The organism is Pseudorhizobium marinum, from assembly GCF_000705355.1.
GTDB lineage: Bacteria > Pseudomonadota > Alphaproteobacteria > Rhizobiales > Rhizobiaceae > Neorhizobium > Neorhizobium pelagicum.
In genome coordinates this window covers 1-25459 of sequence record NZ_JMQK01000019.1, presented here as the reverse complement: position 1 = coordinate 25459, position 25459 = coordinate 1, and the positions used below count along the sequence as shown (strand labels likewise).

Here is a 25459-nt window from a genome sequence, read left to right as displayed (position 1 = left end):
GCACGGGGGCGGCCCGACGGTCGCCAAAACCCTCGCGGCCACCGTGGTTGCCGCCATCCTCGTGTTCCTCGTGTTGCCGACGCTGATCATTGTACCGATGTCGCTGAGCGAGACCGCCTACCTGCAGTTTCCGCCGCAAGGACTGACGCTTGACTGGTATGGCGCGTATTTTTCCGATGCCGACTGGATGGCATCGACCTGGTTCAGCCTCCAGATCGCCCTGGCCACCTCTCTGACGGCAACCGTCGTGGGAACCCTGACGGCGCTGGCGATCGGCAAGGGAGACCTGCCGTTCAAGGGCCTGGTGCAGGCGATGGCCCTGGGACCGATGATCGTTCCGCACGTCGTGCTCGGTGTCGCCCTTTACCTCGTCTTTTCGCCGCTGCACCTGACGGGGACCTTCGTCGGGTTCCTGGTGGCCCATACGGTGCTTGCCGTCCCCTTCGTCGTCATTACCGTCACCGCGGCCCTCCAGCGCCTCGACCCGGCCCTGGAACTGGCGGCGCTCAATTGCGGTGCCTCCAGGGCCCAGGCCTTCGCCCTGATCACCATGCCGAATATCGCGACGGGCATTGCGGCCGGCGCCGTGTTTGCCTTCATTGCCTCCTTTGACGAAGCGACCGTCGCCTTCTTTCTCTCCGACGCGGGCGGAAAACCGATCGGCCGCAAGATGTTTGAAGACATCGACTTCAACCTCACCCCGGTGATTGCAGCCGCCTCGACGGTGATCGTCTCGGCCTCGCTGTGCCTCATCGGCATTGCCCACCTCATCTCCAGTGCCCGCCGTATCAACAGCAAGGAAGGACGACCGGAATGACCACCAGATCGATCAAACACGCCATCGCAGGCCTGACCCTCGCCGTCACGCTCGCCACCGGCCACACCGGTGCCGCCGCGCAAGAGCAGGTGATCATCGCCTCCACCGGCGGCGCCTATGACCGCGCGCTGAAGGAAGCCTGGTTCGACCCCTTTACGCAAGCGACCGGGATCGCGGTACAGGTGGTGTCTGCCACCAATGCCGAGATGCGGGCCAAGGCGTCAGCCATGGTCCGGGCCGGAAATGTCACCTGGGACCTCTACCTGGAAGGCGAGATCCAGGCAGCCTCCGATGCCCACCGGCAGGTGACGGAAGACCTGTCGCCGTTCTGCGCCGGTTATGCCTCCAAGGCCGGACTGGTCGGCAATGCCTGTGCGCCGGGCGGCGCGCTCCTGCAATCGACGGCAACCCTTCTGGCCTATCGCACGGATGGAAATCGGCCGGCGCAGCCGGAGACCTGGGCCGACATGTGGGACACGCAGACGTTTCCCGGCGGTCGTGCCTTTCCCAATTTCGACGACCCATGGCGGGTGCTTGCCGCAGCCCTGCTCGCCGACGGCGTCGACAAGGACAAGCTGTTTCCGCTCGATGTCGACCGTGCCTTTGGGAAACTCGACACCATCCGCGACCACGTCACGCTGTGGTGGAAAACCGGCGACCAGAGCGTTCAGGGCTTTCGCAACGGCGACTATGATCTGGGCCAGATCTGGCTGACGCGGGCCAGGTCGATGAAAGACGAGGGCCTGCCCATCGCCTGGTCCTACAAGGCTGCCTTTCTGGTCGGCGATCGCATTGCCCTGATCAAGGGCGCGCCGAACCGCGACAATGCCCTGAAGCTGATTGCCTATTGGCTCGACAACCCGTCGGTCCAGGCACAGGCATGCAGCACATTGTCGTGCACGCCGCCCAGCGCCGACGCGATCGCCTTGATGTCTGAGGAGGCGCGCCAGTCGATGCCGACCACCGATGAGATCAGCCAGCATGTCATCGTCCCCGATGCCGAATGGATCAATGCGAATGCGGCCATGCTGCTGCAGCGCTGGAACAACTGGGTTCGCTGACAGAGCCTTGCGCGCGAGGAACGGCAGGCCTTGCAAGCTTGCCGCCCCCGTCCAAGCCGAGCAGGGCGCGATTGACTGCAACGGCATCGGCAGCAGAGCCTGCGCCTCGGAACATGCGAAGTCCCGTTGAAGAGGGTACCATGGAAGATAAGGTCCTCATCGTCTCCAGTGACGCGGATTTCTGCGTCTTCATCGGCCATGTCCTGGCGCAGAGCGGCTTTCGATCCAGTGTCATCGATCCAGCCGACGGGATCGATGACGACGCCCTGCGCACGATCCAGGCCATCATCGTCGCCAGCAATGACGACATGGACGCCATCCTGGCCTTCTGCCGACGGGTTCGGGCGGTGCCCTCGCCCCAGCCGATGCCGCTGCTGGCGTTGATTTCGGCGCGCCATGAGCAACACTACCTGTCGCTGGTCAAATGTGGCGTCGACCAATGCATCTTGCGCCCCGTCGCGCCGGACCTGATCATCTCCTGCCTGATCAGCGTGATCCAGAGATCAGGTCGACCGCTGGTCCGGAAGGCTCCCGACGGTCGGCAGCCCGATACCCTCACCACCAGGGATGATACACGGCAGCTGATCGGCCACGGTGGCAGCATCCACCTCACCCCGACCGAGTACAGGCTCCTGAAGCGGCTGCTTGCCAGCCCCGGACAGGTTGTCTCCCGCGGTCAACTGATCGAAGCGGCCTGGCCCGCGGCGCGCCATGTCGAACCGCGCACCGTCGACGTCCATATCGGCAAGCTCCGGCAGGCGCTGGTGATGACGACGGGACGGCGGGTGATCCGGACGATCCGCTCCAGCGGCTTTGTCGCCGAGCTGCCGGGCGTTGCAGACTGCAACGACGAGCCCTGCTGAAGTCTTGTCGAATTCTTAGGGGTGTCTTCGTGGTCAGCGCCGGTTTGCCATGACCAACTCCCGGCTTGCAGAGCCATTGGGAGGCAAGCCATGCGAAAAGAGCAAATGAGCGCGCAACATCGGAGCGGGCGCAACACAGCGGCGATGATCGACGCGGCCAGCAGGTCCTTTGAGGCCGCGCACTATCAGGGCATCATGGCACTCTACGCCGCTCCGATGACAGGGCGCTACGTCCATCTGCCGGCCACCGGCAAGACCGTCGTCGACTTCGTCCGCTGCTCCTACCTTGGCCTCGACAATCATCCATCCATCACCGAGGGCGCCGCCAGGACCGTGCAAGACAGTGGTGCCCTGCACTGGTCCTGCGCCCGCACACGACTGAACTTCAGCGTCCTGGGGGATCTGGAGGCGGAGCTTTCGAGCCTGTTCGACGCCAAGGTCGTCACCTTTACCACCGTACTGGCCGCCAACATGAGCGCGCTGCCGCTTCTGGCGTCCGGTCACATGACGAGCGGGCGCAAGCCGGTGATGGTTTTTGATCGACTGGCTCATGCGACGCTGGCGCACCACAAGGCCGTTGTCGCCGAGGAAACCCCTGTCGAAACGATTGTCCACAACGATCTCGACGCACTGGAAGCCCTGTGCAAGAGCCATCAGCAGGTCGCCTACATCTGTGACGGCGTCTATTCGATGGGCGGTCATGCGCCCCTGGAGGCGCTGCGATCCCTGCAGGACAAATATGGGCTGTTCCTCTACGTCGACGACGCGCACGGCATTTCGATCGAAGGCCGGCACGGGGCCGGCTTTGCCCGCAGCGCTCTGGGGCCGCTTGGCGAGCGGACGATCGTTGCCGCCTCTCTGGGGAAGGGATTTGGTGCTTCGGGAGGAATGGTCATGCTCGGCACCGCCCGCCAGGAGTTACTGTTTCGCCGCTTTGCCATCGCCTATGCCTTTTCCGCGTCACTCAACACGGCCGCAATTGGGGCCGCGTTGGCGTCTGCGGCCATCCACCGGACAGCGGAACTTTGGAAGCGCCAACAGTCGCTGCGAAACAATCTTGTCCTGCTGGACACGCTCCTGCCGACAGACCAGGCTTCGTCCATCCTGCCCATTCGCACCGTGCGGATCGGCGATGAACTGCTTGCGGTTGCCGCGGCGCGACAACTGCTGGAGCAGGGCTTTTACACCTCGGCCATCTTCTTTCCCACCGTCGCCCGTGGCGAGGCGGGGCTTCGTATCTGCCTGACGAGCGACCATTCACAACAGCAGATCAGGGACCTGGTAGCCGCGATCGCCGGGATCATCGATGAAATCCGGACGCCGATCCTGTGAGCTTGGCAGGAGAAATCCCGACCCGTCAACGCGGCCATCGTGCAGACTGCAGGCCTCACGCCTCTGCCCAAGTCGAGAGCGGCTGCGCGAAACCCTCGGACAGGCGTCTCCTGGCGCGACAGTGTCTTTGCGGCTGGCGTCCTCATCGGACAACAAAAAGGCCCGCGCAATGGCGGGCCTCAAGATCAGACACGATGGGTGGTTCAGGTCTTGTCGACAATGTTCTTGGCGGCGTCTTTGGCTTTGCCCTTGGCCTGCTGCGCATCGCCCTTGGCTTCCTGCGCGGCACCTTTGTTTTCCATGCTGTGGTTGTCCGTGGCGTCGCCTACAGCCTGATTGGCCTGGCCGGTCAACTCATTGGCTTTGCCGGAAATCTTGTCGGATGTCGAACCCATGATCATTCTCCTTGTCTCGCGGTTACGCGCGGCATCGAAGTCGCTATCCGGTCAAAACGCCGGGAAAGTCCATCATCAGCCGCTTAAACGTCCGCTTGCCTATACAATGTCTGGCGGCACGCATTGTTCCGCGTCGCGACAGCCACGCGGAAACGCAGCCAGTATGAAGAAGCAGAGCCTCGACGCCATCTTCGGGCGTCCATTTCTGGGCCGGAGAGAGCTTCAGGCCGAAATTCAGGTGGACGGCGCTTCTCTCCAGCTTCGGTCGCCTGCAGATGACAATTGGCGCCTATATGACCGAAGCACAGCAGCAACCGCTGGAATTTTAGGTCTGACTACCATAATGAAGTGCCACTGAGTCTTGCCTGCGTGCGTGCGCCTCTTGCCTATCAATGCAACGGGGAACATTCTTCTCCGGCCTTCGTTCTCAAGAAAATCAAGCGCAGCCGAACTATCAGGTTGGTATGGAACAAAGACATGACTGGCAGCTCACCGACGTGCTGCACAACGAGCAGGGTCGCGGCGATCCTTTTGCAGCTGCCGTTCGCGCTACCCGCATGCCAATGGTGGTCACAGATCCGGGCCAAGCTGACAATCCCATTGTTTTCGTCAACGAAGCATTCCAGGCCCTGACTGGCTACAGTCGCGAAGAATGCATCGGCCGAAACTGCCGCTTCCTTCAGGGTGCCGAAACGGATCCCGCGACGGTTGCGAGGATCCGTGATGCCGTGAAACGCGGCGATGACTTTTCCGACGACATTCTCAATTACCGCAAGGACGGCACTCCGTTCTGGAACGCGCTGTACCTGAGCCCCGTGCGCGGCGGCAACGGAGACATCCAGTTCTTCTTCGCCTCCCAGCTCGATGTCAGCCAGCGCGTCGATGCCCAGCAGCGTGTGATCGATCAAAAGGAGCAGGTCGAGCATGAGGTGCGGGTTCGAACGGCCGATCTGGAAGCATCGGTCGAGGCGCAAGCCATGCTGCTGCACGAGGTTGATCACCGGGTGAAGAACAATCTTTCGGTGATCGGCTCCTTGCTGCGCATGCAGATCAGGGATTCCGACGATCCGAACGTGCGCAAGGCACTGCGGTTGACCATGGAACGGGTCGACGCCATGGCGGCAGTACACCGCAGGCTCTACCAGGCGGACGATGTACGTTATTTTGACGTGTCGTCATTCGCGTCAAACATCGTTCAAGACGCCATCAGCGCCAGCCGCTTCAAGCACGTCTTTCTCCATTCCGATGTTCAAACGGCTCTTCTCCCGGCAGGGCAAGCCACCTCTTTTGGCCTGTTGCTCAACGAAATCCTTCTGCACCTGTTCAACCCCCCTACGCCGATCAAGTCGGTGCGTCTTCGATGCGCGGCCAGCGATGACCACATAACGATCGTGGTGGGCAACGAACTTTCGCACAAGCCCCCCCAAAACACGCTCCCCCCTTTGAGTCTCAAGCTGGTTTCGCGCCTGAGCGCGCAACTCGACGCCAAGGTGGCGTGGGACCATTCCTTGACAGGCCTCACCGCAACCCTAACGATCCCTGTGAGTTTCGCATGAACCGACCCACGCCCCCGCTCAAGATCATGATTGTTGAAGATGAACCGCTGATTGCCATGGACATGGAAATGATGGTGGAAGAGGCCGGTCACAAGGTGATTGCCGAGGCAGCCTCTCTCTATGACGCGGAGGATTGGGACAATGGGCTGGAACCCGATGTCGCCTTCGTCGACATCCAGCTTGGCCGCAAGACCAGTGGCCTTGACGTCTCCAAGCTCATCCAGCAGCGCTGGCCGGAGACGATCATTGTCTTTGTCACCGCAAATCCCAAGATCATCCCCGAGGATTTCGGCGGAGCACATGGTGTGATTCCGAAGCCCCTGTCGCATAACGGTTTTCTGGCCGCTATCAAGTATATTCAGGCACGCGTCTGTGACCCGCCCCAGGGGGAACTACGACCCAACAGCTTCACAGCTTCGCCTGCCTTTGCGGCGCCATGCAGCCAATGACCGGGCGCGGGGGACGCAGCCCTCAGCCGCAGACCGGTATTCACCGATCCGCGGGTGTTGAGATCTCTGCCGTGTTCCTTTAATGTTCTGGGCGATCGGGTGGGCCACTTGCCCCAGGGAAGGAACGCGATTTGTTAGATGAGACCCTGATGAGCATTGATCCGGCGCTTGCTGCGTGTGAAAGAGAGCCTATCCACACACCCGGCTCGATACAGCCCTACGGCGTGATGCTGGTCACAGCCAGCGATAGCAGGACGATCGTCGCGGGCGCAGGTCCGGTCGAAGACCATTTTGGCGGCAGCTGGCAGGGGGCGTCTGCAGGCGGTCTCCTGGGGGTGAACCTTGATGACCTGTGGGAAACGATCACCACGGGCAGGCTGACATCGCTCGGCCGCGTGCAAGGCAAGACCCGAGAGATGAACGCGGTAGCCTATCGCAGCGGTGACTACGTGATCATCGAGCTGGAGCCGCGCACGCGCGAAGACGACATCGACTTCACCTATGTCTACGACCTTGATATGGCCGCCACCGAGTTTGAGCGCGCGTCGACGCTGTCGGACCTGTGTTTTACAGCGGCGCATCGGTTCCGGGAGATGACCGGGTATGCGCGGATCATGGTCTACAGGTTTCTCGATGATGACTCCGGCGTGGTCATTGCCGAGAGCACGGACGTGCAGTCCGACAGTTTTCTGAACCATCACTTCCCGGCCTCCGATATCCCCCGTCAGGCCAGGGCGCTCTACATTCGCAACCGAGTGCGTGTGATTGCTGATGTCGACTATCAGCCGGCACCGATCAGGCCGTTCAAGGAAGAGCTCGCTGCTCTCGATCTCAGCGACTCCACACTGCGGAGCGTCTCGCCGATCCATATCCAGTATCTGAGGAATATGGGGGTTGGAGCCTCGGCATCGATCTCCATTGTCAGGGACGGGATCCTGTGGGGACTGATTGCCTGCCACAACCCGACCCCCAAGCACATTCCCCGCAGTGTCCAGGTGGCAGTACAGGCGCTCGCTTCCTCGCTTGCCCGGCAGATCAAGGGAAAAACGGACGGCGAATTCTATCGAGAGCGTCTGCGACTGCGGTCTCAGGAAGATGCTGTCATGAGCCGCCTCGGCACGGACAAGTCTTTGATGGCGTTCTTTGAAAGAAGTGGGGGTGAGCTTGCCCGGCTCGTCAGCGCCGACGGCTTTGCAGCGATTCAGGGGCAGGATCTCTACACATTCGGCAAAGTGCCCGACAAGATCGATATCAGAGCGATTGCTGAGCATGTCCGTGTCCCGGCGGCTGTCCAGCCCATGGCCACACAGTCTCTGCAGACCAGCTATCCAGAGGCGGCCGTCTACGCCAACCTTGCCAGCGGGCTGCTGGCCGTGACGATGTCGACCGAGGTGCCAACGATTTTGCTATGGTTCAGGGCCGAGCATCTCGAGGTGGTCACATGGGCGGGCAACCCCCACAAGGGCAATCCGGGCGATGGATCACCGCTTACGCCACGGACGTCATTTGCGGATTGGACGGAAACGGTCAAAGGCAAGTCAAGACCCTGGACGCTCGCTGAAACCGAAGCCGCCGCGCGCGTCGTTCGCCTCATGCTGGACTATCGCAACAATCGTCGCATGCGCGAGCTGAACCGCGAGTTGGCGACGACGCTGAAAGAGAACGAGGCGCTGATGCTTCAGAAGGACTTCCTTTTGAAGGAGGTCAACCACCGGGTGCAGAACAGCCTGCAACTTGTATCGGCGTTCCTGCGCCTTCAGGCAAGAAGCGCAAACGACGCGCCGTCAAAGGCACATCTGGATGAAGCGCAAAAACGCCTGACTGCTGTCGCGCTTGTCCACCGCAGGCTCTACAAGGACGACAGCTCGGAAGTCATTGATCTCGGCCGGTATCTCGCGGATCTCTGCAACGAAACACTGTCAACCATGGACGACGGTTGGGCACACCAAATTGAACTTAATCTGGCACCCATTCTCGTTGCCACGGACCGCGCCATCAATATTGGGTTGATCCTTACCGAACTCATCATCAATGCCAACAAATACGCCTATGATGGAAATCCCGGACCCCTTGCCATTGATCTGGAGCAGCATAGAGCATCGCTGCGACTGAGCGTCTCCGATCGTGGCAATGGCAAGGCCGTCGAGACGGCCGCAGGTTATGGCTTTGGATCTCGGATGCTGGCGGCCATCGTGGAGCGATTGGGTGGGCACATCGATGAGGAAGACAACCATCCTGGGCTGAGGACAGTGGTAACGGCGCCCATCCAGGGCGCCTAGATGCCCGGTGTGCCCGTCGGGGTAGCCGGGTGGTGAGCCTGGTCAGAATTGAACGTGCGACAGCGGTGCGGCCAATGTCCAGACGATCCGTCCTTCACGCGCGGTCCAGGAGCTTGAGCCCCGCAGAGCTGCAGCAACGATGCGCTTCAAGACCAGCGCACCAAATCCATTTTCGTGCGCGAGAAGGTCAGGCTCTTTCATGCAGGTCTCGCTCCAGGTGATCTGAAATTGCGCGCCGTCGGACAGAGGGTCTATCGCCCACGACAGCTCAACATCAGATTGGTGCGGTCCAGAGAACTTAATGCGATTTACCACCAGTTCATGCAGCGCCATGCCGAGGTTCAAAACGGCGTTGGCGTTAAGCAGAATTTCAGGACCTGACATCGAAACCAGTTCGTCCGAACCAGCTCCCTTGAGCTGATGGGAGATCAGATGCCTCAGGTCAACCCCGGCCCAATCGACGGATGACAGCAGGTCCTGCGAGTGCGACAGCGCCATGATCCTTTCGCGGACACGCGTCTCGAATATCTTGATGTCCTGCTCGCGCGCAGCTGTCTGGCCAATGACAGCAAGTATGACCGCATACTGGTTCTTGACCCGGTGATTGATCTCCCTCAGCAACAGCTTCAGACGCCGTTCCTTTTCCCTGCTCTCGGTGATTTCTCGCGCGATATTTGAAGCACCGATGATGCCGCCTCGCTTGTCCCTGATGGGTGAGATGGTGATGGAGACATGAACCAGAGTGCCGTCGCGGGTGCGGCGTGTCGTCTCGAAAGTCTCAATCCTCTCACCCAACTCCAGGCGTCGAAGGATCTTCACCTCGTCTGCATGCCGCTCTTCTGGAATGAGAATGAAGATCAAATTTCCAATCATCTGATCGGCGGTGTGGCCAAACAGCTTTTGCGCGGCCAAGTTCCAACTGACGATGGCGCCAGTCAGATCCAGACTGATGATGGCATCTGACGAGCTGTCGACAATCGCGGCAAGCCGGGCCTCGCTGAGGCTCTTGCGCCGGCCTTTGCCCCCGCCGGGTTTGAACATGTGCATTCTCGCGTCGCGGTGAAACTGAAGTCTCGGATCCTGTTCAATGTGAACTTCTGTAGTGCAGCCGTAACGAGACAACCCCGAGTTTGTTGCAAGCGGCAAATGAATTGCGCCCGACCGGGCAGTCATTCGAACGCCCTTTAGGTACTACAGGTCTTTCCTGGAAGCGGCGATAGCTCAATAGTTTCATCTGCGCAGGAGAGGCATTCCTTGCCATCCCCGGCATGACCGGGTTCACCCCCTGTTCGATGGTGCTTGCCATAGCCACCATCGCCGGCGCGGCTGCGGAAGAGCCAAAACGCCCACACTTCGATCGTAACCGAAGCTTTGCTCCCAGCCAGCTGTCATAACGGCGTATCGCCATCGGAGCTCCGAGTCTTGACATCTTGCCCATCATTCAGGACGGCCGCCTTCTTCGGCTGGCATGTGGTCGCTGCAACCTTTGTGCTGGCCGTGTTTGGCTGGGGCGTGGGGTTTTATGGACCGCCGATCTACCTGCAAATGGTGGTCCAGCGGACGGGATGGTCCGTTGCGCTCGTCTCGACTGCCGTGACGCTGCATTTTCTTGTCGGCGCGGCAGCGGTTGCCAATCTTCCTCGACTCTATCGGGTTGCGGGGATCCCGTATGTCACCATCACTGGTGCGGTTCTTCTCGCCATCGGTGTCGCCGCGTGGTCTCTCGCTGATCAGCCCTGGCAGCTGTTTACCGCCGCTCTCCTGAGTGGAACGGGCTGGGTCGCGATGGGCGCGGCGGCGGTGAATACAATTATCGCGCCCTGGTTTGTTCGCGCCCGCCCGGCAGCACTGTCCATGGCCTACAATGGGGCGAGTGTGGGTGGCGTGGTCTTTTCGCCCCTATGGGTCATGCTCATTGCCACGAGCGGGTTCTCACAGGCAGCCACCCTCATCGGTATCACGATGGTCACCACCGTGGTCGCTCTGTCTGTTGTGGCATTTTCCAAATCTCCCGAGGGCTTGGGACAATCTCCGGACGGAGCACAGCCAGATTCAGCGGCGCCACTGACGCCTCCCGCACTCGCGGCGCCCGCACGACGCGGTTCGCTATGGCACGACCGCCGCTTCCTCACGCTCGCAGCAGGCATGGCGGCCGGTTTGTTTGCGCAGATCGGACTGCTCGCTCATCTGTTTTCGATCATGGTTCCGGCCTTCGGATCGCAGACAACGGGCCTGCTGATGGGTGGTGCTACCCTCTCGGCAATCGTCGGGCGCACCGGCATCGGCTGGCTGATGCCGATCTCGGCAGACCGCCGCCTGATTGCGTCTGCAAGCTACGGCGTTCAGATCATCGGCGCCCTGATGCTGCTGGTAGCGGGTGGAGACAGTGCCGCTGCCATGATCGGCGGGGTGCTGCTTTTCGGGCTCGGCATTGGCAACGCCACGTCGCTTCCGCCTCTCATCGCCCAGGTGGAATTCGACAAAGCCGATGTCTCCCGCGTGGTGCCGCTGATCGTGGCCCTCAGCCAGGCGACATATGCCCTTGCACCGGCAATTTTCGGGCTTGTCCGAACGGTCTCTGATCCCGCCGTCTTCATAGTCGCGGCAGCGATCCAGTTTCTGGCGGTGATTGCATTCCTATACGGACGGCAGAAAGCTGAAGTTGCGTCGACAGCTGCCTCCGCTGGACAGCGCCAGCCGTGATAGTGCAAACAGCGCCGGCGATCCTTATGATCACCCTCATGCCATCAGCTGCTCATGGAGCTCGCACCGCTATCAAACCAATCTGAAGAGAGGCCTGTCATCAGATGTGGCGGCACGGATCGTTTGAAATTTCCGGAGTGGCTGGTCCGACGACCTGCACCTTGATGACCGTCGACCGTCGAACCCTCCTTTGATCCTTTGTCGGCAAGACGCATCCCGTTGGCGCAGTTCGTCTCGACAACGTCGAAAACTGGCGTCCCGTGGTCCGCATGGTTGCGATTGTCCCAAAGCGACAGCAGCAAGGGCTGGAGCGAACTATCACGCACGCTGTCGAGTGGACTGCCCGGACGCGCCACATAAAGACATCAGAAGTTTACGCCGCCTGCGAGGCGGTGCGCTTCTACGGGCAAGCCGGTTGGAAAAATGATCGAAGCCAACCGGCCCAGCCCCCTCATGGCCACGAGCCGATAACGCCGGGCGCCGGCCGCGAGCGGTTGCAACAAGAGCAGAAAAACCTCGGGGTTAGGAGCAACTCGCTAAGACGTTTCTCCCACAAGCCATCGCTTTCGTCACGCCCGAACGGATGCTATACGGTCGACCATGAACCTTTTGTCGATCCAGTCGCATGTTGCCTACGGGCATGTGGGCAATTCGTCCGCCGTCTTCCCGCTCCAGCGGCTCGGGGTGGAGGTTTGGCCAATCCATACGGTGCAGTTCTCCAACCATACCGGCTATGGGGCATGGCGCGGCCAGGTGTTCGAGGCCTCATTGATCGGAGAACTGGTCGAGGGAATTGAGGATCGCGGGCGTCTCGTCGCCTGCGACGGAGTGCTGTCGGGCTATATGGGCTCGGCGGAAACCGGCGCCGCAATCCTCAACGCAGTGGGGCGAGTGCGGGTGGCGAATCCACGTGCGGATTATTGCTGCGATCCGGTGATCGGGGATGTGGGTCGCGGCGTCTTCGTACGTCCCGGCATCCCCGAATTTATGCGTGATGCAGCGGTCCCGGCGGCCGACATCGTGACACCCAACCAGTTCGAGCTGGAATTCCTCACGGGACATACCGTCGTCTCGCAAACGGATGTTCTGGCTGCCTGCGAGCGCCTGCACGCCAAGGGGCCGAAGGTGATTCTCGTCACCTCTGTTCTCACGGACGAGACGCCTGTAGCCTCTATCGATCTTGTCGCCTCCGGACCGGACGGCCGCTTCCTGCTACGCACACCGCGTCTAGATGTATCGCTAAATGGAGCCGGGGATGCTATCGCCGCCCTGTTCTTCCTGCACTTGAAGCGGACGGGCTCGGCGGCGGCAGCGCTCCGGGCCGCGGGATCCTCCGTCTACGGACTGCTCCGGCGCACCTTCGAGGCCTCTTCGAAAGAATTGTTGATGGTGGAGGCCCAGGACGAATTGGTACAGCCATCCACCGTGTTTGAGCCACTCAAACTTTGAACCGCCTTTGGGCCGGCTCCGTCATGGGTCACAAGCGCCATGTTTGGACGGCTCCGGTTTGGCAAGAGGTTTCGACTTTGTGCAGGTTGCTGGTCGGAGCTGCCCTGTGTCCCGCCTTTGGATGCGGCGCAGAAATACGCCGCTGGCCAAAATGCTCTCCGCGGATCAGGTCCCGGTCAATAGCCCGCGCTCGAAGCGCCTGGCGCTTAGTGGGTTGTCCCTCTCCTTGGGCCGACTGGCGTAAGTGCGTTACAAGTCTCCTGCTCTTACCAATGAGGTTCACGACGCAACCGCCAACTCGATCGAGGTGGTCGCCCGTAGAGCGGCGCGGCTCTTCGGCACCGCATCCAGCGTCCGCAGGGCGTTCATTGCCGTTTGCCGCTCCCTGCTCTTTCTCGCTCCGTCCATGTTGACCTGCCTTTCCAGGATGGAAAGACCATAAGAACCGGAGACAAGACGAGGAAAAGCAGGAAATTATCGACTGTCGCAGCCTGTCGCGAAGCGTCGAAGGGACGGCGGAAATCTTCGCCTGCTACGTCTTCGCCTTTGGTGAACCTGCCAGACCAAGAAACACGAGAACCGCCTGATTGAGCCGTACGATATCCTCATCGTCCAGCCGGCCGACTCTTGTTCCCAGCTTGGATTTGGGAACCGTCGTGATCTTGTCCACCATCAACCGGCGCGGCGAATGCAAGCTATTGCGCTCGTTCGGCTCCACGGGCAGACGGAACAGGGGCGCGTCAGTCTCGTCCGTGGTGAAGGCGCAGACAGTGATGGAATCCGTGGCGTCAAATGCCTCGTCTTGCACAACGACAACAGGGCGAGGTTTGCCCGCCTAATCCTTGCCACCAGAGACAGTCCATATGTCGCCGCGCCTCATGCATCATCGCCATGTTCGAAATCGATGTCGGACACCGCATCAATAAACGCCTGATCACTCAATGCATCATCACTTGTCGCCACGGCGAGCGACTGCCGATGTGCTTCCGTCTTGAATGACGGTGCACGGACGTCTGGCACCCAGATTTGAATTGGGCGCAGGCCTTGCGCACGCAGACGCGCTCGATACTCGCTCACCTTCACGCGGGAAGGCTTGGGATTGGAAACAGAGGGCATGGCAGGCCCCATCACAGCAGGTTACATGTAACCTATCACAAGCCGACGCTGTTCGCGACTCTTCTGTTAAGAGGATCCAGGACTACGGTCTGAACTGAGGGGGTGGATGCCCCCTCCGGCGGCATCGGCCTATGGTGCCTGCCTAGAGCCATGGTGGCGCTCACGGAGGAAGGGCAGATGACACAGGTGCATATCCTTGCGATCGACCCCGCGAAGCGGAGCTTAATGGTCTTGAGGCGTCTGCGACCAAGTCTGCGCTCGTTTGCCCGAGGTGCCTTCGAGAGATTAGAATCGTCGAGGGCCAGAGGCTCAACCCGCGCCGCACCTCCATAAAGGGCGCAGAACTCCCGTGCGGGCTCCAGGCTGCGGCCGCAGACGACAAGCACGAGTTCATCGATGTCACTCAGAAGTTCGATCAGCCGCCCACCGAACACACCGTACCCACCCAGGATCATGACCCTCATCCGGGGACGCTTCTGTCCCACGTAACCATCGGATTGATGAGCCGTTCCGGTCAAAGGATGCGGTCTCTGTACTGCTCTGGGGCTATCCAGCAACTGTCGCGTCGACCGAACAAACGATACCGGTTTCTTGCCACCAAGCGGTAGATGGGATCACGTAGCGAGGGGGGCACACTGCGGAATATCCAGACGAGCGACCAAGGAAACCCAAGCCGCTCATAGATGCTGATAACGGCATCGCTGTCGCGACGTTCGATCGCCCTCCACAACCAGCATGCTTGTCGGTTCGTTCGGGTCCATCCCGTGCTTGCGATAGAGAGCCTGCCCGATGTCGCCCTGCATAGATGCCAGTCGGAAAATCGCGGCATGATCCCGCTCCAGAACGAAACGAGCGTTGGCCGAGCACAACACGCATTCGGCGTCGAACAGAATGATGGGGCCGGCAGACGTGGTTGCTGTGTTGATCGTTGCCATCGTACGATGTTGTAACGGGTTTCGACGCGCCGACAAACATTCATCCGCAAGGTCGGCAACAAACGTAAGGGGAACCGGCGGTTGGAACTGCCACATCCTGACGGGGTCGCCACCAAGCTGATGCCGAACCGTCGACTTTGCGACATTCTCCGCTTGCGGTGCCGAGGTGGCTTTGGTCTATACAGCGGATGCGGTAACAGAGTTGAAGCTTGTCGATGAAAATTCTCCTTTTGGGCGCGAACGGCTTCATCGGCTCCTCGATCCTCATGCGCCTGATGTCGGCTGGACATGAGGTTACCGGGCTTTCGAGAAATCCAGATCGCGCAGCGCTCAGATGGCCCGCAGCGAGGTGGCTGAAGCGCGATCTCGCCACCTTGACGGGCATCGCGGACTGGCAAGAACTGGTTGAGGACCACGCCGTCATCGTCAACTGCGCCGGCGCTCTCCAGGACGGACCTGCAGATGATCTTGCGGCGACGCAGGAGAGGTCCATGCGCGCGCTGTACGAGAGTGCCTTATTGGCGGGCGGCAAACGGATCGTGCAAATCTCGGCCCCCGCCGTCCCCAAGCTCGACTACCTGCCATTCTTGGCGACCAAACGCCGCGCTGATGATGCTTTGAAGTCAAGCGGCGTTGAATATGTCATCCTGAGGCCAGCACTTGTCCTTGGAAGGAACGCCCATGGGGGCAGCGCCCTGATCCGCGCTTTGGCCAGCGCGCCTTTCGTCCTTCCGCTTATCCATGCCGACAGCCTTGTACAAACGGTCGCTGTTGACGACGTCGCTCAACAAGTCCTCGAGGCGGTTGAGGGCAATATCACAAGCGGAGCCGACGTCGATTTGGCGGCATCGGAGCGCCTGACACTGGCGCAACTGGTGCAACTACACCGCCAATGGCTTGGGCTCCCGTCTGCGACCGTCTTCCGCGTTCCATCAAGCATAGGCCGCGTCTGCACGCTGCTGGCCGATCTCGCAGGTCGGCTCGGTTGGCGATCCCCGCTGCGCTCGACGGCAATGGTGGTTATGGAGCAGGGGGTAATCAGCCAACCAAGAACTGGCGACGCCACCGCAGGGCCGACGCTTCAGACGGCTCGGCAGGCGCTTGATGCACACCCAGCCGGTGTCCAAGACCTGTGGTTTGCTCGGTTGTACCTATTGAAGCCGGTCGTTATCGCCAGTCTTTCGGCGTTTTGGCTGCTCTCAGGGTTGATCCCGCTGCTAGACGCTTCCCGTGCTGCAGCGCACTTCCTGCCTTTCATGACGCCGTCTACGTCCATAGCGCTGACACTCGCCACGTGCGCGGTGGACATCGCGCTGGGACTGCTCGTTCTTGTCCGGCCCTTCACCAGAAACGCGCTGATCGGGATGCTTGCGGTGGCGTTGTCGTACCTGCTTGGAGGCACGCTGTTGCAACCCGACCTCTGGCTCGACCCCTTAGGTCCTCTCGTGAAAGTCCTGCCATTCCTGCCCCTGTGCCTCGTTGCACTTGCCACACTGGACGAACGGTAATGGCGTTTGGAGAATGGCTGCGCCTAATTCACGTTCTGGGAGCGACGGTGCTACTCGGTACCGGGGCCGGCATTGCCTTTTTCATGGTCATGGCACGCCGAACCAATGACCCGTCCCTGATCGCCCATGTCTCTGGCACCGTTGTCGTCGCTGACACGGTGTTTACAGCGACGACTGTTATCGTTCAGCCAATCACCGGGTATCTTCTGGCCCAGTCGGTCGGCTGGTCGCTGACGGAAGGGTGGATCGTACTGTCGCTCATCCTCTATATCGTCACCGGTTTTTTCTGGTTGCCAGTCGTCTTGATACAAATCCGATTGCGGGACATGGCTCGCGTGGCTGCCGCCCGTGGGGAGCGTCTGCCGGAGCACTGGTACCATCTCTATCGAATTTGGTTTGCTTGCGGCTTTCCGGCATTCTTGGCAGTGACCGGGATATTATGGCTGATGCTGATGAAGCCTGATATCCGCTTCTAACAGACAACTGTCGGCGACAAACGCCAGTGCCGGCAGATAGACCCGGTTCGGACATCCGGCGTTAAAGGGTCAAGTAACTGACGGTTACGCCCAATAGCTGCTTACCGTCCGGTGACCATGTCGAATTGATGCTCATGCTGTAAGAAATTGATCGAAACATTCGCCGGACGGCGCCTCGGGCCGGAAACTTTGGACCATTCTTGCGGATAGAATATTGGGCTGCCACCCTCTTCTTGCCATCTCTCTCGACACTGGGATTGGCGCTGCTAAACTGCTCATGGACCTCAAACCCTTGGACTTCGAACCATGCTGTTGCATGCGATAAATCCTGGTATGAGCCCAGCAGGCGGAACATGCAGACTTCCGCTTCGGCGTCTTTCTGTATTCGCTCCCAGTTCATCCATAGGAGGCGCTCGTCTGACGAGAGATCGGCTGGAACGGCTTTGAGGCAGGACTCAGCGTCGGGAAACTCCCCCACCGCAACCTGTTTCGCCGCCGTCATTTCTCCCTCGTGCACGACCCATAGGCGGCATTCCTGGGTCGGGTTGTGACACAACGGTCACCCATCCGAGCTTGCTTCCATAGTAGGCATAACCCGAGAATTGGTAGGCAAGATAGCAAGATTAACGAAAATGCTGACCCGCAATGTGGCGATAAAGCACGGGGGGCTCTCAATCACGGTTTCCAAGAGCTGCCAATCGCTGCGGGTTCATCGACTCCGTCAGGAAGATCGGTGAACCTTCGCGCATCCTCAAGCCTTCTGCCGGGTTTGGTGGGATGAAGCATTTCCTCGATCACCTCGTCAGCTGATGCGATGATGCCCAGATTTTCCAATCCACGGAGCAGCCCCACCGTTGAGATCAGGTGGAGATTCGGCGGTCTGTTGAACACCCTCAGGCCAGCGTCCTCGAATAGGATCGCGACAGGTTCATTGGCCTTGAGATAGCGTTCGAGGCCTCCTTCGTCGGAGACGAAGTCGACCATCGCGAGTTCTCCTGCGTTTTTCTTGAGCTTTTGGCCAAGCCGCCGCTTTTGCCGTTCGTCCTCACCTATGTCCGTCCGCTCGATCAGGAAAGGTGGAGAGTTGCCATCGATGAAATCTTTCACTTCGGCGTCTTTGAGGTAGGAAAGATCGCTGGTGAGTTCGTCGTAGACTGCATCAACGATAACAATCTGCATGTCCAGCTCGAGTAGGAGATCAAGTCGACCAGCCACCCACAGGCTATTGATTGGACCGGCATCGGGTAGGATGATCGTGCATCTCCTCATCCAGCCCTCCAAAGCTTCGCGAAGGTGGCAGCCTGGTTTTCGATTTCGTGTGCCGGAGGGAGCGGCATGGGAAGGTCAGCATCACCCAGCGCGACGAGCAGGTCGGCGTAGTCCCTCAGACCGAGGCGGCGAACAGCCTCTCGTCTGGAGAGCAGCCCTTTTGAGTAAGCCAGAAGTGGGTCCTCGTCGGAGATTTCCCTGTCTGGTTCAGTGATTGCTTCAAAATGCTCGCGCACGATCGCCGTCATAGTTGTTCGATTTTGCGCAGCGTAAGCTCGAACCTTGGCAACCAATTCATCTGGTAGGTTCATGGTCGTGTTCTTCAACATCGAGCAACCCTTCGTTTGCTTCACATATATATGCGGCCTTCACCGCGCTGGCAAGGCTCATGCCGACATGGGCCCTCGTGAACCCTTCGAGACTGCATGCGTCGGACCTTCTTCTGTCTCAAAGGCAGGGTCTGGGAAGATCGGTCTGTATTCTACGTTTGAGTGAGTGGCTGGCGTCGGAGGGGGACAAGCATATCGGGCTTCAGCTTCCGGCCTGCTCTTCCCCATCTCCAACATGCAGATCAATAATTTAACCACGGCTTGGGTGCAAAAGCGGGCTACGGCAGCGTTGAGCCAGCACTGCAATTGCCTTCGGCAAGCGGCAAGAATAATTCGTCAATCCTGTGCGGTCGGGCGCACGACGATGCTGCCGATTTCGACGCCGTTGGGTTGTTCGATTGCGAAGGCTATCGCCCGTGCAATCGCATCAGGTGAAATGGCAAGCTCTTCCTTGCGCTTTAGGATCGCTGCCCTGATGTCCGGATCGGCTATGGCGGCATCCGCGAAGGTCGTGTCGATGAAACCTGGCGATATTTCCGTCACGCGCAGGTTCTGACCCGATTCCTGCCGCAGTGCTTCGGTGGCTGTCCGCAACGCATTCTTGGTCGCAGCGTAGACGCCCATCGTCGGTACGATTTTGATGCCGGCCGTTGATATGATGTTGATGACGTGCCCGCTGGTCTGACGACCAAACACGGGCAAGGCTGCAGCGATGCCGTAGAGCGCGCCCTTCAGGTTCACGTCGATCATGGCTTCCCAGTCATCGACCTTCAGAGCGTCGAAACGCGAGAGCGGCCCGATGCCCGCATTGTTGATGATGACATCGAGCCGCCCGAAACGCTCGCAGGCAGAGTTGACCAGCCTGTCCAGATCCGCGCGTCTGGTGACGTCGGTTGCCAGATATATGGCTTCGCCGCCCGCCGCTTCGATCTCTCCTGCCACAGCGGCGATCTCCGCTTCGCTTCGCGCACCAAGCACAAGCCGCGCACCGCGCGCCGCCAGATGAAGAGCGGTTGCCCGCCCGATGCCCCGCCCGGCTCCGGTGATGGCAACGATCTTGTTCTCTATGGTCACGATATGGCTCCATCTTCTGAATGAAAAGCCAGACCTATGGGACGCAGGCCGGATGTTCTATACCTGAATGACCATGTCTTTGTCGCAATCCGCCGAAATCACTCCCGATCCCTTCTCCGAGGTTCTTGCCGCGCTCGGCGCGCGAAGCGTTCGCGGCACCGGCCTCGAAGCGGCGGGAGAGTGGGCACTCGCCTTCGATGGGCGAACGCGATTGAAGTTCGTCGCCGTCACGAAAGGCCGATGCTGGCTTCTGCTTCCGGATCATTCTCCGACTGTGCTTGTGGAAGGCGATGTCGTTCTCATCAGCAACACGCGCTACACGGTGGCGAGTGACCCGGCGATCGAACCGATCGATGGCATGCCGCTCTACGCTTTGCCAGGACACGACATGGTGCGCCTCGGCACTGGAGACGAGACGGCCTTGATGGGCGGCGGCAGCGGCTTTGCGGATGGCAGCGCCGCGTTCGTTCTGGATGCGCTTCCGAGCTTTCTGCGCGTCGACCGGACCTCGTCCACCGCCGAGGCTGTCGCAAGGACGCTGAAAGTCCTGAGGTCGGAGGTCGCTAGCGCGGAACTTGGCGGATCGCTCATGGCCGAGCGACTGGCGGAAATCCTTGTCATCGCAGCCGTCCGAGCTTTCGTCGCCACCAGTCCGACCACCAGTGTCGGGTGGATCACCGCACTGGCCGACCCACGGATCGGCAAGGCCCTCAGACTGTTGCACGCCGATGTCGCTTACCGTTGGACAGTTCCAATGCTGGCGTCGGAGGTCGGCATGTCACGCTCGGCCTTCGCGCAGCGCTTCACGGAGCGTGTCGGCCGCCCACCTCTCGACTACCTGACCCGCTGGCGCATGGTTCTGGCGCAGCGAAAGCTGAACACGGGCCAGACCGTCGCGTCAGTTGCCACCGCAGTCGGCTATAACTCGCAAAGCGCCTTTTCGCATGCCTTCAAGCGAACCCTTGGGCGCACGCCACGATCGGATGGCTGCTGACAGACTTTGCGAGGGTTGTCGCAGCCATGACTCCTGTCCACCGTCGCCGGTCGTGGGCTGGGAATTGCCTGCCGCACTTGCCGGCGACCGCCATCGCCGTCGTTGCCTGCAAGCGGCGAACTCGAGAGAGGCGGGCTATCAACCTTCGACGGTGTCGAGTGAGGACTTGTAGATGTCGAGAACGAGTCGACTTTTTGAAATGCTGAGTGTGCTTCGCGCAAGACGCGTACCGGTAACCGCCACCGACCTGGCGTCGGAACTTGGGATATCTCCGCGAAGTGTGTACCGAGATATCGAGACCTTGCGGCTCCTCGGAGCGCCTCTCGACGGACAGGCGGGCGTTGGCTATCGTCTGAAGGAAGGATTTTTCCTTCCCCATTTTGCTTTTTCGGCAGACGAACTGGATGCCCTCGTCCTCGGTTTGGAATGGGTGCAGCAGCGAGCCGATCCTGCTTTGGCTCAAAGCGGCAGCAGCGCTTTGGCCAAGATTTTTTCGGCAAGGGCTGGCGGCGCCTTGTCCGGTGCCGCAGCACCGCCTCTGTTGATGGCCGCCACGGCGTCCCAGCGAAAGGATCCAGGGCATGTCACGCCAATGAGAGACGCTATCCGTCGGCAACGGAAGGCTATCATCGACTACGAGGACGCGTCTGGCTCCCTGTCGAGCCGAACCATCTGGCCGTTTGCCCTCGTCTATTTTGATGATGTGCGCATTCTCGCAGCCTGGTGCGAACTCAGGTCGGCTTTCCGCCACTTCCGGGTGGATCGTGTCCGGGGTATCAACCTACTGGAGGAGCGCTATCCAGAGCGCCGCCATTCTCTCATGAAGCGCTGGCAAGAGCAGGATCGTGACTGGCGTTCGCTGCTGACAGATTCTGACGCAACGGGACGCTAGCTTTGATGAAGCACTCACTTTCCGTGCCATATCAGAGGATGATTCAATGATTGCATTTTCACCTGCCGCGTTCGCCGATTTCCTTACCGCCAACGATGACTCCGCCATCGTGATGCTGAACCTGTTGCGGTTCGATCCCGATGGCGGTCGTGAACGCCATCTTGAATATCTGGAAATGGCTGAACCCATTTTGGATCGCTTCGGTGCAAAAATCCTCTTCCGTGGCGACGGCCTTCCTGTCCTGACGGTGGGCGATACAAAGGGATGGGATACGGTCTTGCTGGTGCAATATCCGAACCGAACAGCCTTCAAGGCGATGGTCGACGATCCGGAATATCAAGCCGCCTTCCAGGTCGGGAAATCTGCGCTGATAGACATCATACTGCAACCCTTGAAGTATTCCGCGAATTTCGTGTGAGACAGGCACTCTTGGGCCTGTTGATCGCGGTCGAGCATGATTACCGTTCAACGCGAGTGATCACCTCGATTGCTTCAAGGTCAGCCGCGGCACCTCCGATCCAGACGGTGCCGTTCGGCGAGAGCCTGTCTGCCTTCGCCTGTTCCCCACGACACATGGGTGTCGACGAAATCAATATCGCCGCCCAATGCTACACCTCCAACCATGTCTGGATCGATGGTGACAGGATGGTGCCGGCGGATCCGTCTTGGGATGGGTTGTGTCAATCTCTCGAACGTCCATCGGGGTAATCCACGGGACCTTTGATCTCGATCTTATTGCCGAAAGGGTCATGGATATAGAACGAGTGCCCCATACCCCGAGCACCACCATGATAGGCTTCCTGAATTATCGTGACGCCGTGGTCTTCCAGATGCGTACGCAGTGCTTCGTGGTCGAAAGGAGTGGTCGCTATGCAAATATGGTCGACATTGCGACCGCCCACCACCGAAGGAGCTGCTTTTCGCCCGCCGGGATCGGTTACATCCCACAATACGATCAGTGATGAGCCGCACCAGACCTGCTCCATCCCCAGCGCAGGATAAGAATATCTATCCCAAGATGGGCCATATCAACCGCAAGCTCAATGATCCCATCGGCTGGCAGATCTGCGTCCTTCGGTCGAGAACATGAAATTGAGGTGGTTTGCCTTCGACCATTCGAGCCGCCATGCCAAGGCTGGCGGTCAAAGCTGCCGAAACCCGGGCAAGGCTTGGGGGCGCGGCTGTGGCCAAAGACAGGTCTCAGGCTTGCGAGAGCTGACACCTCCTCCAGTTCACACATCGAGCTGTCATACCGTTTTCGCTCACCTCATAATCTATTATAGGCGAGCCTGCTGTGCTTGAGGGCTGGATTCGAAAGGAGGTCGTCCGTGGGCTATGTGATTGAGAGTGAAATTGGCGGTGTTTTTATTCCGGTCCGGGATATCGAAGCTGCACGGGACTGGTACTGCCGTCTCTTGAGCCGGCCGCCCGCAGGAGATGTCCTTTTTGGGCATCTATATGTGCTCTCCATGAAAGGCAGCACGGGGTTGCTGCTGGATAGCAAGGACTTCAAAGGACCCCATGCCGGCAAACCTATCTTCCATTTCAACACCAGTGATCTCGGCGGAGCTCGCAGCCATGCCCTGAGCATAGGGGCTGCTAACGTCACCCCGATAGTCGATGGTGCGTTCTTCACGTTCAACGACCCGGATGGGAACCTGTTGATGACCGCCAATGTCCATCCTGCGCTGCGTTTCGATCCGGGCGAATCTCGTCCAGATGAATTCTCGGCGTAATCACCCGCCTCTGCCCGCAAGCGGGCGCGCCTTTGGACTTGCGGCCTTTCCCATGAAACCAGCAAAGCCCACCCCGAGGTTCAAGCCGCAGGCGCTGAAGATGCGACGGGGCGCAGCCGGTTCTCGGCCGGTCGCGATCAATCGAATATCTTGGCGATGACCGCCTGTTCTGCGTCTTCCCATCGGCTCACCACATCGCCCACTTCCTTGATTTCTTCCTCACTGAGGTGGTGGGCCCCTTCCGCGTCGATCCGACACAAGCTGAACGGCTTGCCGACGCTGGCGGAGGTGAGGTCAAGCGCGTGCAGGACGCGCAGCACCGCGGCGCAGCCGAAACGCACTGACCGCTTGGCCAGGTGGAAGTGGGACAGCAGCGAGCCAGCCTGTTGTGCCATAGGCGCGCCGCTTCCAATAGCGTGGAAGCCGATATCGGCGTAGTGCCCGATCATGCCGGAGGGCGTTATTTCGATGATCCAAGGCTCCCCATCTCGCCATCCGGCGGCCATCACATAGGCCGATGGCGTCCCGCCGCCCTCCTCGCCCGGCACGTCAGGGATAAAGGTCTCGTAGTGATGACGAAGGATGGGCAGGACCTGTTCCTGCAGGGCGCGACCGATGTCGGGGGCTTCCAGGATCGCAGCGCTTTTTTCATTGAAACACCGCTTTACGTCCGTCAGCACGGATCGTGCGCCACTGCCGCCCCATGCGGCCGTCTTTCCCAGTGGGTGAAGCTTCTCGGCGGGATAGGTCATACCTCGTCCCTTGTCGGTGATCTGGGAATCCGAGCCGAGTACCACTCCATCTTGGCACACGGTTGCAAGCACGACAGTCATCTATCAGTCCTCTCAAGCTAGGCCTTGGACATACCTGTCGGCCCTGAGGTCCGAGCATTCATGCCTTGCCGATCACGGCAATGCGACATGCCGCGTTCTCCGCCCCACCTATACGCCTTCGCCCCCCGCCTCGTTCCACCGAGCGCCCGGCTACGGCTGACTTCGTTGCTGCGGTGCTTCAAGATTCTGTCGACCCGGGTCCGGTTTACGCTGCTTCGGCAAGTGGACCTGTCTGCCAATGAAGCCAGGCACGCACATGCCTCTGGCGGCAGTTCGGTCTTTGCCGCCCTTCCGGAGGAGGTCTCGGAGCGTCTCACCGGCACGTGGAGCGGCGCTCGCCTATATGCCGCTCCACTAAACTATAAATTAATGCACGCGAGATAGGTTATCTGCGTCTTTGAACGCAAAGAGGGGAATAGGGTTCGCAGGTAGTCTGCCGACAGATCTTCTGAAGCTCTCAAAGAGCATCTTTCAGACATAGGAGAAAAGTCGGTGCTCGGCCTAATTGCAAATCTTCGAACGATGACAAAACTTGTCATTACGTTCAGCGTGATCCTTCTTGTTGGCATTGCAGTCAACCTTATCAGCGTCAACTCCTCCACCCACCAGCAGGAGGCCACTCGCTGGACCGAGCACACATTCAGAGTTCTTCGAGCGGTCGACGACATGATCTCGGGAATGGTCAACCAGGAGACCGGCCTGCGCGGCTACTTGTTGGCGGGAGACGAGAAATTCCTCGAGCCTCAGAGGGCTGGAGAGGCGCAGTTCCAGGCAGCCTTCAATCTGGCCAAAAGCTTGACGTCTGACAATGTCAAGCAACAGCAGCGGCTTGCGGACCTCGATGCCGAGGTGAAGGCCTGGAGCACAGACGTGTTGGCCAAGGAAATCGCCTTGATGCGAAATGCCGCCACTGTTGAACAGGCTCGCGCCATGGAGATATCAGGTGCCGGCAAACTACACATGGATTCTATCCGAGCAATCGCAAAGCAGATCTCCGACGAAGAAGCCTCGCTGCTCGATGCGCGCGCCGCGGCTTCTGCGGATGCGGCCAGCCGGACCTTCTGGAGCATTGTTGTCGGCATTACGGCTACCATCATTATTATAGCAACGTCGCTGGTGCTGCTCTCGGCGACTATGATCCGGCCGATTCAGGCGATTACCGCGTCAATGAAGAGGCTCGCAGGCGGTGATGCTGATACGGTGATCCCCTATGCTGGTCGCACGGACGAGATCGGCGAGATGGCCGCGGCCGTGGAGGTCTTTCGCACCAACGCGCTGGAAAATCGTCGACTGGAGCAGGAAGCAAATGCACAGCGGTCTCAGTCGGAAGAACAGCGTCGCAGGACGGCCGAGCAGGAGCATATCCGCGCCGAAGCCATGGCGCAGGCGACCA

General features: G+C 59.9%; 26 protein-coding genes and 3 pseudogenes. 17 read left to right on the top strand and 12 right to left on the bottom strand.

Annotation, left to right across the window (positions count from 1 at the left end; translation table 11 throughout):
• Window positions 1-97: 97 nt before the first annotated feature.
• The 4 genes from EO99_RS0119475 (at window position 98) to EO99_RS0119460 (ending at window position 4073) form a co-directional block, all read left to right on the top strand.
• Window positions 98-817, top strand: coding sequence for an ABC transporter permease (locus EO99_RS0119475; protein ID WP_408002882.1), 720 nt, complete (start codon window positions 98-100; stop codon window positions 815-817).
• Entirely contained in the window at window positions 814-1878 is a 1065-nt protein-coding gene (locus tag EO99_RS0119470; RefSeq protein ID WP_029620259.1) for an ABC transporter substrate-binding protein, read from the top strand. Before EO99_RS0119475 ends, EO99_RS0119470 begins: the two co-directional genes overlap by 4 nt.
• Window positions 1879-2018: 140 nt before the next feature.
• On the top strand, window positions 2019-2741 hold the full coding sequence (locus EO99_RS0119465; RefSeq protein WP_029620258.1) for a winged helix-turn-helix domain-containing protein: 723 nt from the start codon (window positions 2019-2021) through the stop codon (window positions 2739-2741).
• A 105-nt stretch (window positions 2742-2846) separates the two neighbouring features.
• Window positions 2847-4073, top strand: a complete 1227-nt coding sequence (locus tag EO99_RS0119460; protein WP_235776877.1) for an aminotransferase class I/II-fold pyridoxal phosphate-dependent enzyme — start codon at window positions 2847-2849, stop codon at window positions 4071-4073.
• A gap of 203 nt (window positions 4074-4276) precedes the next feature.
• Here EO99_RS0119460 and EO99_RS0119455 read toward each other — a convergent pair whose 3' ends face one another.
• Window positions 4277-4468, bottom strand: coding sequence for a CsbD family protein (locus tag EO99_RS0119455; protein ID WP_029620256.1), 192 nt, complete (start codon window positions 4466-4468; stop codon window positions 4277-4279).
• A gap of 464 nt (window positions 4469-4932) precedes the next feature.
• Here EO99_RS0119455 and EO99_RS0119445 point away from each other — a divergent pair, with 464 nt between their 5' ends.
• The 3 genes from EO99_RS0119445 (at window position 4933) to EO99_RS0119435 (ending at window position 8752) form a co-directional block, all read left to right on the top strand.
• Window positions 4933-6024, top strand: coding sequence for a histidine kinase dimerization/phosphoacceptor domain -containing protein (locus tag EO99_RS0119445; protein ID WP_029620254.1), 1092 nt, complete (start codon window positions 4933-4935; stop codon window positions 6022-6024).
• Complete coding sequence (locus tag EO99_RS0119440) at window positions 6021-6473, top strand: response regulator (RefSeq protein WP_029620253.1); 453 nt, start codon at window positions 6021-6023, stop codon at window positions 6471-6473. Before EO99_RS0119445 ends, EO99_RS0119440 begins: the two co-directional genes overlap by 4 nt.
• 149 nt (window positions 6474-6622) lie before the next feature.
• Window positions 6623-8752, top strand: a complete 2130-nt coding sequence (locus tag EO99_RS0119435; protein ID WP_029620252.1) for a histidine kinase dimerization/phosphoacceptor domain -containing protein — start codon at window positions 6623-6625, stop codon at window positions 8750-8752.
• A 42-nt stretch (window positions 8753-8794) separates the two neighbouring features.
• On the opposite strand, the gene EO99_RS0119430 is transcribed toward EO99_RS0119435, so the two are convergent.
• A complete protein-coding gene (locus EO99_RS0119430) occupies window positions 8795-9793 on the bottom strand; it encodes a sensor histidine kinase (RefSeq protein WP_051679980.1) in 999 nt (332 codons plus the stop codon).
• A 381-nt stretch (window positions 9794-10174) separates the two neighbouring features.
• On the opposite strand from EO99_RS0119430, the gene EO99_RS0119425 reads away from it, so the two are divergent.
• The 3 genes and pseudogenes from EO99_RS0119425 to pdxY all read left to right on the top strand — a co-directional run bounded on the left by EO99_RS0119425 (window position 10175) and on the right by pdxY (window position 12904).
• Entirely contained in the window at window positions 10175-11455 is a 1281-nt protein-coding gene (locus EO99_RS0119425) for an MFS transporter (RefSeq protein WP_029620250.1), read from the top strand.
• Window positions 11456-11676: 221 nt separating this feature from the next.
• A pseudogene (locus EO99_RS28690) lies at window positions 11677-11874 on the top strand (GNAT family N-acetyltransferase); the annotation flags it as partial.
• 181 nt (window positions 11875-12055) lie between these two features.
• The gene (pdxY, locus tag EO99_RS0119420) at window positions 12056-12904 is read left to right on the top strand and encodes a pyridoxal kinase PdxY (protein WP_029620249.1); all 849 of its coding nucleotides are present in this window, start codon (window positions 12056-12058) and stop codon (window positions 12902-12904) included.
• A gap of 279 nt (window positions 12905-13183) precedes the next feature.
• Here the strand turns inward: pdxY and EO99_RS28500 are convergent, their stop codons facing one another.
• From EO99_RS28500 to EO99_RS25930, 4 genes and pseudogenes are all read right to left on the bottom strand, one after another.
• The gene (locus tag EO99_RS28500; protein WP_268871309.1) at window positions 13184-13312 is read right to left on the bottom strand and encodes a hypothetical protein; all 129 of its coding nucleotides are present in this window, start codon (window positions 13310-13312) and stop codon (window positions 13184-13186) included.
• A 124-nt stretch (window positions 13313-13436) separates the two neighbouring features.
• A pseudogene (locus EO99_RS25935) lies at window positions 13437-13784 on the bottom strand (type II toxin-antitoxin system PemK/MazF family toxin).
• Window positions 13781-14020 (bottom strand): antitoxin MazE family protein, encoded by a 240-nt coding sequence (locus EO99_RS26870; protein WP_077067126.1) that lies wholly within the window; start codon window positions 14018-14020, stop codon window positions 13781-13783. Before EO99_RS26870 ends, EO99_RS25935 begins: the two are co-directional and overlap by 4 nt.
• Window positions 14021-14534: 514 nt before the next feature.
• Window positions 14535-14955 (bottom strand): annotated as a pseudogene (locus EO99_RS25930) (thiol-disulfide oxidoreductase DCC family protein).
• A gap of 215 nt (window positions 14956-15170) precedes the next feature.
• Here EO99_RS25930 and EO99_RS0119395 point away from each other — a divergent pair.
• Window positions 15171-16463, top strand: a complete 1293-nt coding sequence (locus EO99_RS0119395; protein WP_029620247.1) for an SDR family oxidoreductase — start codon at window positions 15171-15173, stop codon at window positions 16461-16463.
• Window positions 16463-16939: a DUF2269 family protein gene (locus EO99_RS0119390; RefSeq protein ID WP_029620246.1), complete on the top strand. Its 477-nt coding sequence runs from the start codon at window positions 16463-16465 to the stop codon at window positions 16937-16939. The genes EO99_RS0119395 and EO99_RS0119390 overlap by 1 nt, the downstream gene beginning before the upstream one ends.
• A 61-nt stretch (window positions 16940-17000) precedes the next feature.
• Here the strand turns inward: EO99_RS0119390 and EO99_RS25925 are convergent, their stop codons facing one another.
• The 4 genes from EO99_RS25925 to EO99_RS0119370 all read right to left on the bottom strand — a co-directional run bounded on the left by EO99_RS25925 (window position 17001) and on the right by EO99_RS0119370 (window position 19611).
• Window positions 17001-17441 (bottom strand): hypothetical protein, encoded by a 441-nt coding sequence (locus EO99_RS25925; RefSeq protein WP_051679964.1) that lies wholly within the window; start codon window positions 17439-17441, stop codon window positions 17001-17003.
• 173 nt (window positions 17442-17614) lie between these two features.
• Complete coding sequence (locus tag EO99_RS0119380) at window positions 17615-18118, bottom strand: hypothetical protein (RefSeq protein ID WP_235776876.1); 504 nt, start codon at window positions 18116-18118, stop codon at window positions 17615-17617.
• A gap of 86 nt (window positions 18119-18204) precedes the next feature.
• Window positions 18205-18537: a hypothetical protein gene (locus EO99_RS0119375; RefSeq protein WP_029620244.1), complete on the bottom strand. Its 333-nt coding sequence runs from the start codon at window positions 18535-18537 to the stop codon at window positions 18205-18207.
• A gap of 336 nt (window positions 18538-18873) precedes the next feature.
• On the bottom strand, window positions 18874-19611 hold the full coding sequence (locus EO99_RS0119370; protein ID WP_029620243.1) for an SDR family oxidoreductase: 738 nt from the start codon (window positions 19609-19611) through the stop codon (window positions 18874-18876).
• A gap of 67 nt (window positions 19612-19678) precedes the next feature.
• Here EO99_RS0119370 and EO99_RS0119365 point away from each other — a divergent pair, with 67 nt between their 5' ends.
• From EO99_RS0119365 to EO99_RS0119355, 3 genes are all read left to right on the top strand, one after another.
• Window positions 19679-20605, top strand: coding sequence for an AraC family transcriptional regulator (locus EO99_RS0119365; protein WP_235776875.1), 927 nt, complete (start codon window positions 19679-19681; stop codon window positions 20603-20605).
• A gap of 172 nt (window positions 20606-20777) precedes the next feature.
• Window positions 20778-21497 (top strand): helix-turn-helix transcriptional regulator, encoded by a 720-nt coding sequence (locus EO99_RS0119360; RefSeq protein ID WP_029620241.1) that lies wholly within the window; start codon window positions 20778-20780, stop codon window positions 21495-21497.
• 46 nt (window positions 21498-21543) lie between these two features.
• A complete protein-coding gene (locus EO99_RS0119355) occupies window positions 21544-21915 on the top strand; it encodes a DUF1330 domain-containing protein (protein WP_029620240.1) in 372 nt (123 codons plus the stop codon).
• Between the two features lie 262 nt (window positions 21916-22177).
• On the opposite strand, the gene EO99_RS26865 is transcribed toward EO99_RS0119355, so the two are convergent.
• Entirely contained in the window at window positions 22178-22483 is a 306-nt protein-coding gene (locus tag EO99_RS26865; RefSeq protein WP_235776874.1) for a VOC family protein, read from the bottom strand.
• A gap of 342 nt (window positions 22484-22825) precedes the next feature.
• Between EO99_RS26865 and EO99_RS0119345 the strand changes: the two genes are divergently transcribed.
• Window positions 22826-23233: a VOC family protein gene (locus EO99_RS0119345; RefSeq protein WP_210165090.1), complete on the top strand. Its 408-nt coding sequence runs from the start codon at window positions 22826-22828 to the stop codon at window positions 23231-23233.
• Window positions 23234-23370: 137 nt separating this feature from the next.
• Here EO99_RS0119345 and EO99_RS0119340 read toward each other — a convergent pair whose 3' ends face one another.
• The gene (locus EO99_RS0119340; RefSeq protein ID WP_029620237.1) at window positions 23371-24066 is read right to left on the bottom strand and encodes an Ntn hydrolase family protein; all 696 of its coding nucleotides are present in this window, start codon (window positions 24064-24066) and stop codon (window positions 23371-23373) included.
• A 492-nt stretch (window positions 24067-24558) separates the two neighbouring features.
• On the opposite strand from EO99_RS0119340, the gene EO99_RS0119335 reads away from it, so the two are divergent.
• Window positions 24559-25459: CHASE3 domain-containing protein (locus EO99_RS0119335; protein WP_156034906.1), on the top strand; the 901-nt coding region annotated here is incomplete at its 3' end.

Excerpts from the sequence above, each read along its gene's own strand:
- EO99_RS0119360 (WP_029620241.1), top strand. The coding sequence starts at position 20,778 with ATGTCGAGAACGAGTCGACTTTTTGAAATGCTGAGTGTGCTTCGCGCA.
- EO99_RS0119380 (WP_235776876.1), bottom strand. The coding sequence starts at position 18,118 with ATGCAGATTGTTATCGTTGATGCAGTCTACGACGAACTCACCAGCGAT.
- EO99_RS26870 (WP_077067126.1), bottom strand. The coding sequence starts at position 14,020 with ATGCCCTCTGTTTCCAATCCCAAGCCTTCCCGCGTGAAGGTGAGCGAG.
- EO99_RS26865 (WP_235776874.1), bottom strand. The coding sequence starts at position 22,483 with ATGGAGCAGGTCTGGTGCGGCTCATCACTGATCGTATTGTGGGATGTA.
- EO99_RS0119340 (WP_029620237.1), bottom strand. The coding sequence starts at position 24,066 with ATGACTGTCGTGCTTGCAACCGTGTGCCAAGATGGAGTGGTACTCGGC.
- EO99_RS0119435 (WP_029620252.1), top strand. The coding sequence starts at position 6,623 with ATGAGCATTGATCCGGCGCTTGCTGCGTGTGAAAGAGAGCCTATCCAC.
- EO99_RS25925 (WP_051679964.1), bottom strand. The coding sequence starts at position 17,441 with ATGACGGCGGCGAAACAGGTTGCGGTGGGGGAGTTTCCCGACGCTGAG.
- EO99_RS0119455 (WP_029620256.1), bottom strand. The coding sequence starts at position 4,468 with ATGGGTTCGACATCCGACAAGATTTCCGGCAAAGCCAATGAGTTGACC.
- EO99_RS0119475 (WP_408002882.1), top strand. The coding sequence starts at position 98 with ATGTCGCTGAGCGAGACCGCCTACCTGCAGTTTCCGCCGCAAGGACTG.
- EO99_RS0119395 (WP_029620247.1), top strand. The coding sequence starts at position 15,171 with ATGAAAATTCTCCTTTTGGGCGCGAACGGCTTCATCGGCTCCTCGATC.
- pdxY (WP_029620249.1), top strand. The coding sequence starts at position 12,056 with ATGAACCTTTTGTCGATCCAGTCGCATGTTGCCTACGGGCATGTGGGC.
- EO99_RS0119445 (WP_029620254.1), top strand. The coding sequence starts at position 4,933 with ATGGAACAAAGACATGACTGGCAGCTCACCGACGTGCTGCACAACGAG.
- EO99_RS0119355 (WP_029620240.1), top strand. The coding sequence starts at position 21,544 with ATGATTGCATTTTCACCTGCCGCGTTCGCCGATTTCCTTACCGCCAAC.
- EO99_RS0119375 (WP_029620244.1), bottom strand. The coding sequence starts at position 18,537 with ATGTTGAAGAACACGACCATGAACCTACCAGATGAATTGGTTGCCAAG.
- EO99_RS28500 (WP_268871309.1), bottom strand. The coding sequence starts at position 13,312 with ATGGACGGAGCGAGAAAGAGCAGGGAGCGGCAAACGGCAATGAACGCC.
- EO99_RS0119430 (WP_051679980.1), bottom strand. The coding sequence starts at position 9,793 with ATGTTCAAACCCGGCGGGGGCAAAGGCCGGCGCAAGAGCCTCAGCGAG.
- EO99_RS0119390 (WP_029620246.1), top strand. The coding sequence starts at position 16,463 with ATGGCGTTTGGAGAATGGCTGCGCCTAATTCACGTTCTGGGAGCGACG.
- EO99_RS0119440 (WP_029620253.1), top strand. The coding sequence starts at position 6,021 with ATGAACCGACCCACGCCCCCGCTCAAGATCATGATTGTTGAAGATGAA.
- EO99_RS0119365 (WP_235776875.1), top strand. The coding sequence starts at position 19,679 with ATGACCATGTCTTTGTCGCAATCCGCCGAAATCACTCCCGATCCCTTC.
- EO99_RS0119470 (WP_029620259.1), top strand. The coding sequence starts at position 814 with ATGACCACCAGATCGATCAAACACGCCATCGCAGGCCTGACCCTCGCC.
- EO99_RS0119465 (WP_029620258.1), top strand. The coding sequence starts at position 2,019 with ATGGAAGATAAGGTCCTCATCGTCTCCAGTGACGCGGATTTCTGCGTC.
- EO99_RS0119460 (WP_235776877.1), top strand. The coding sequence starts at position 2,847 with ATGAGCGCGCAACATCGGAGCGGGCGCAACACAGCGGCGATGATCGAC.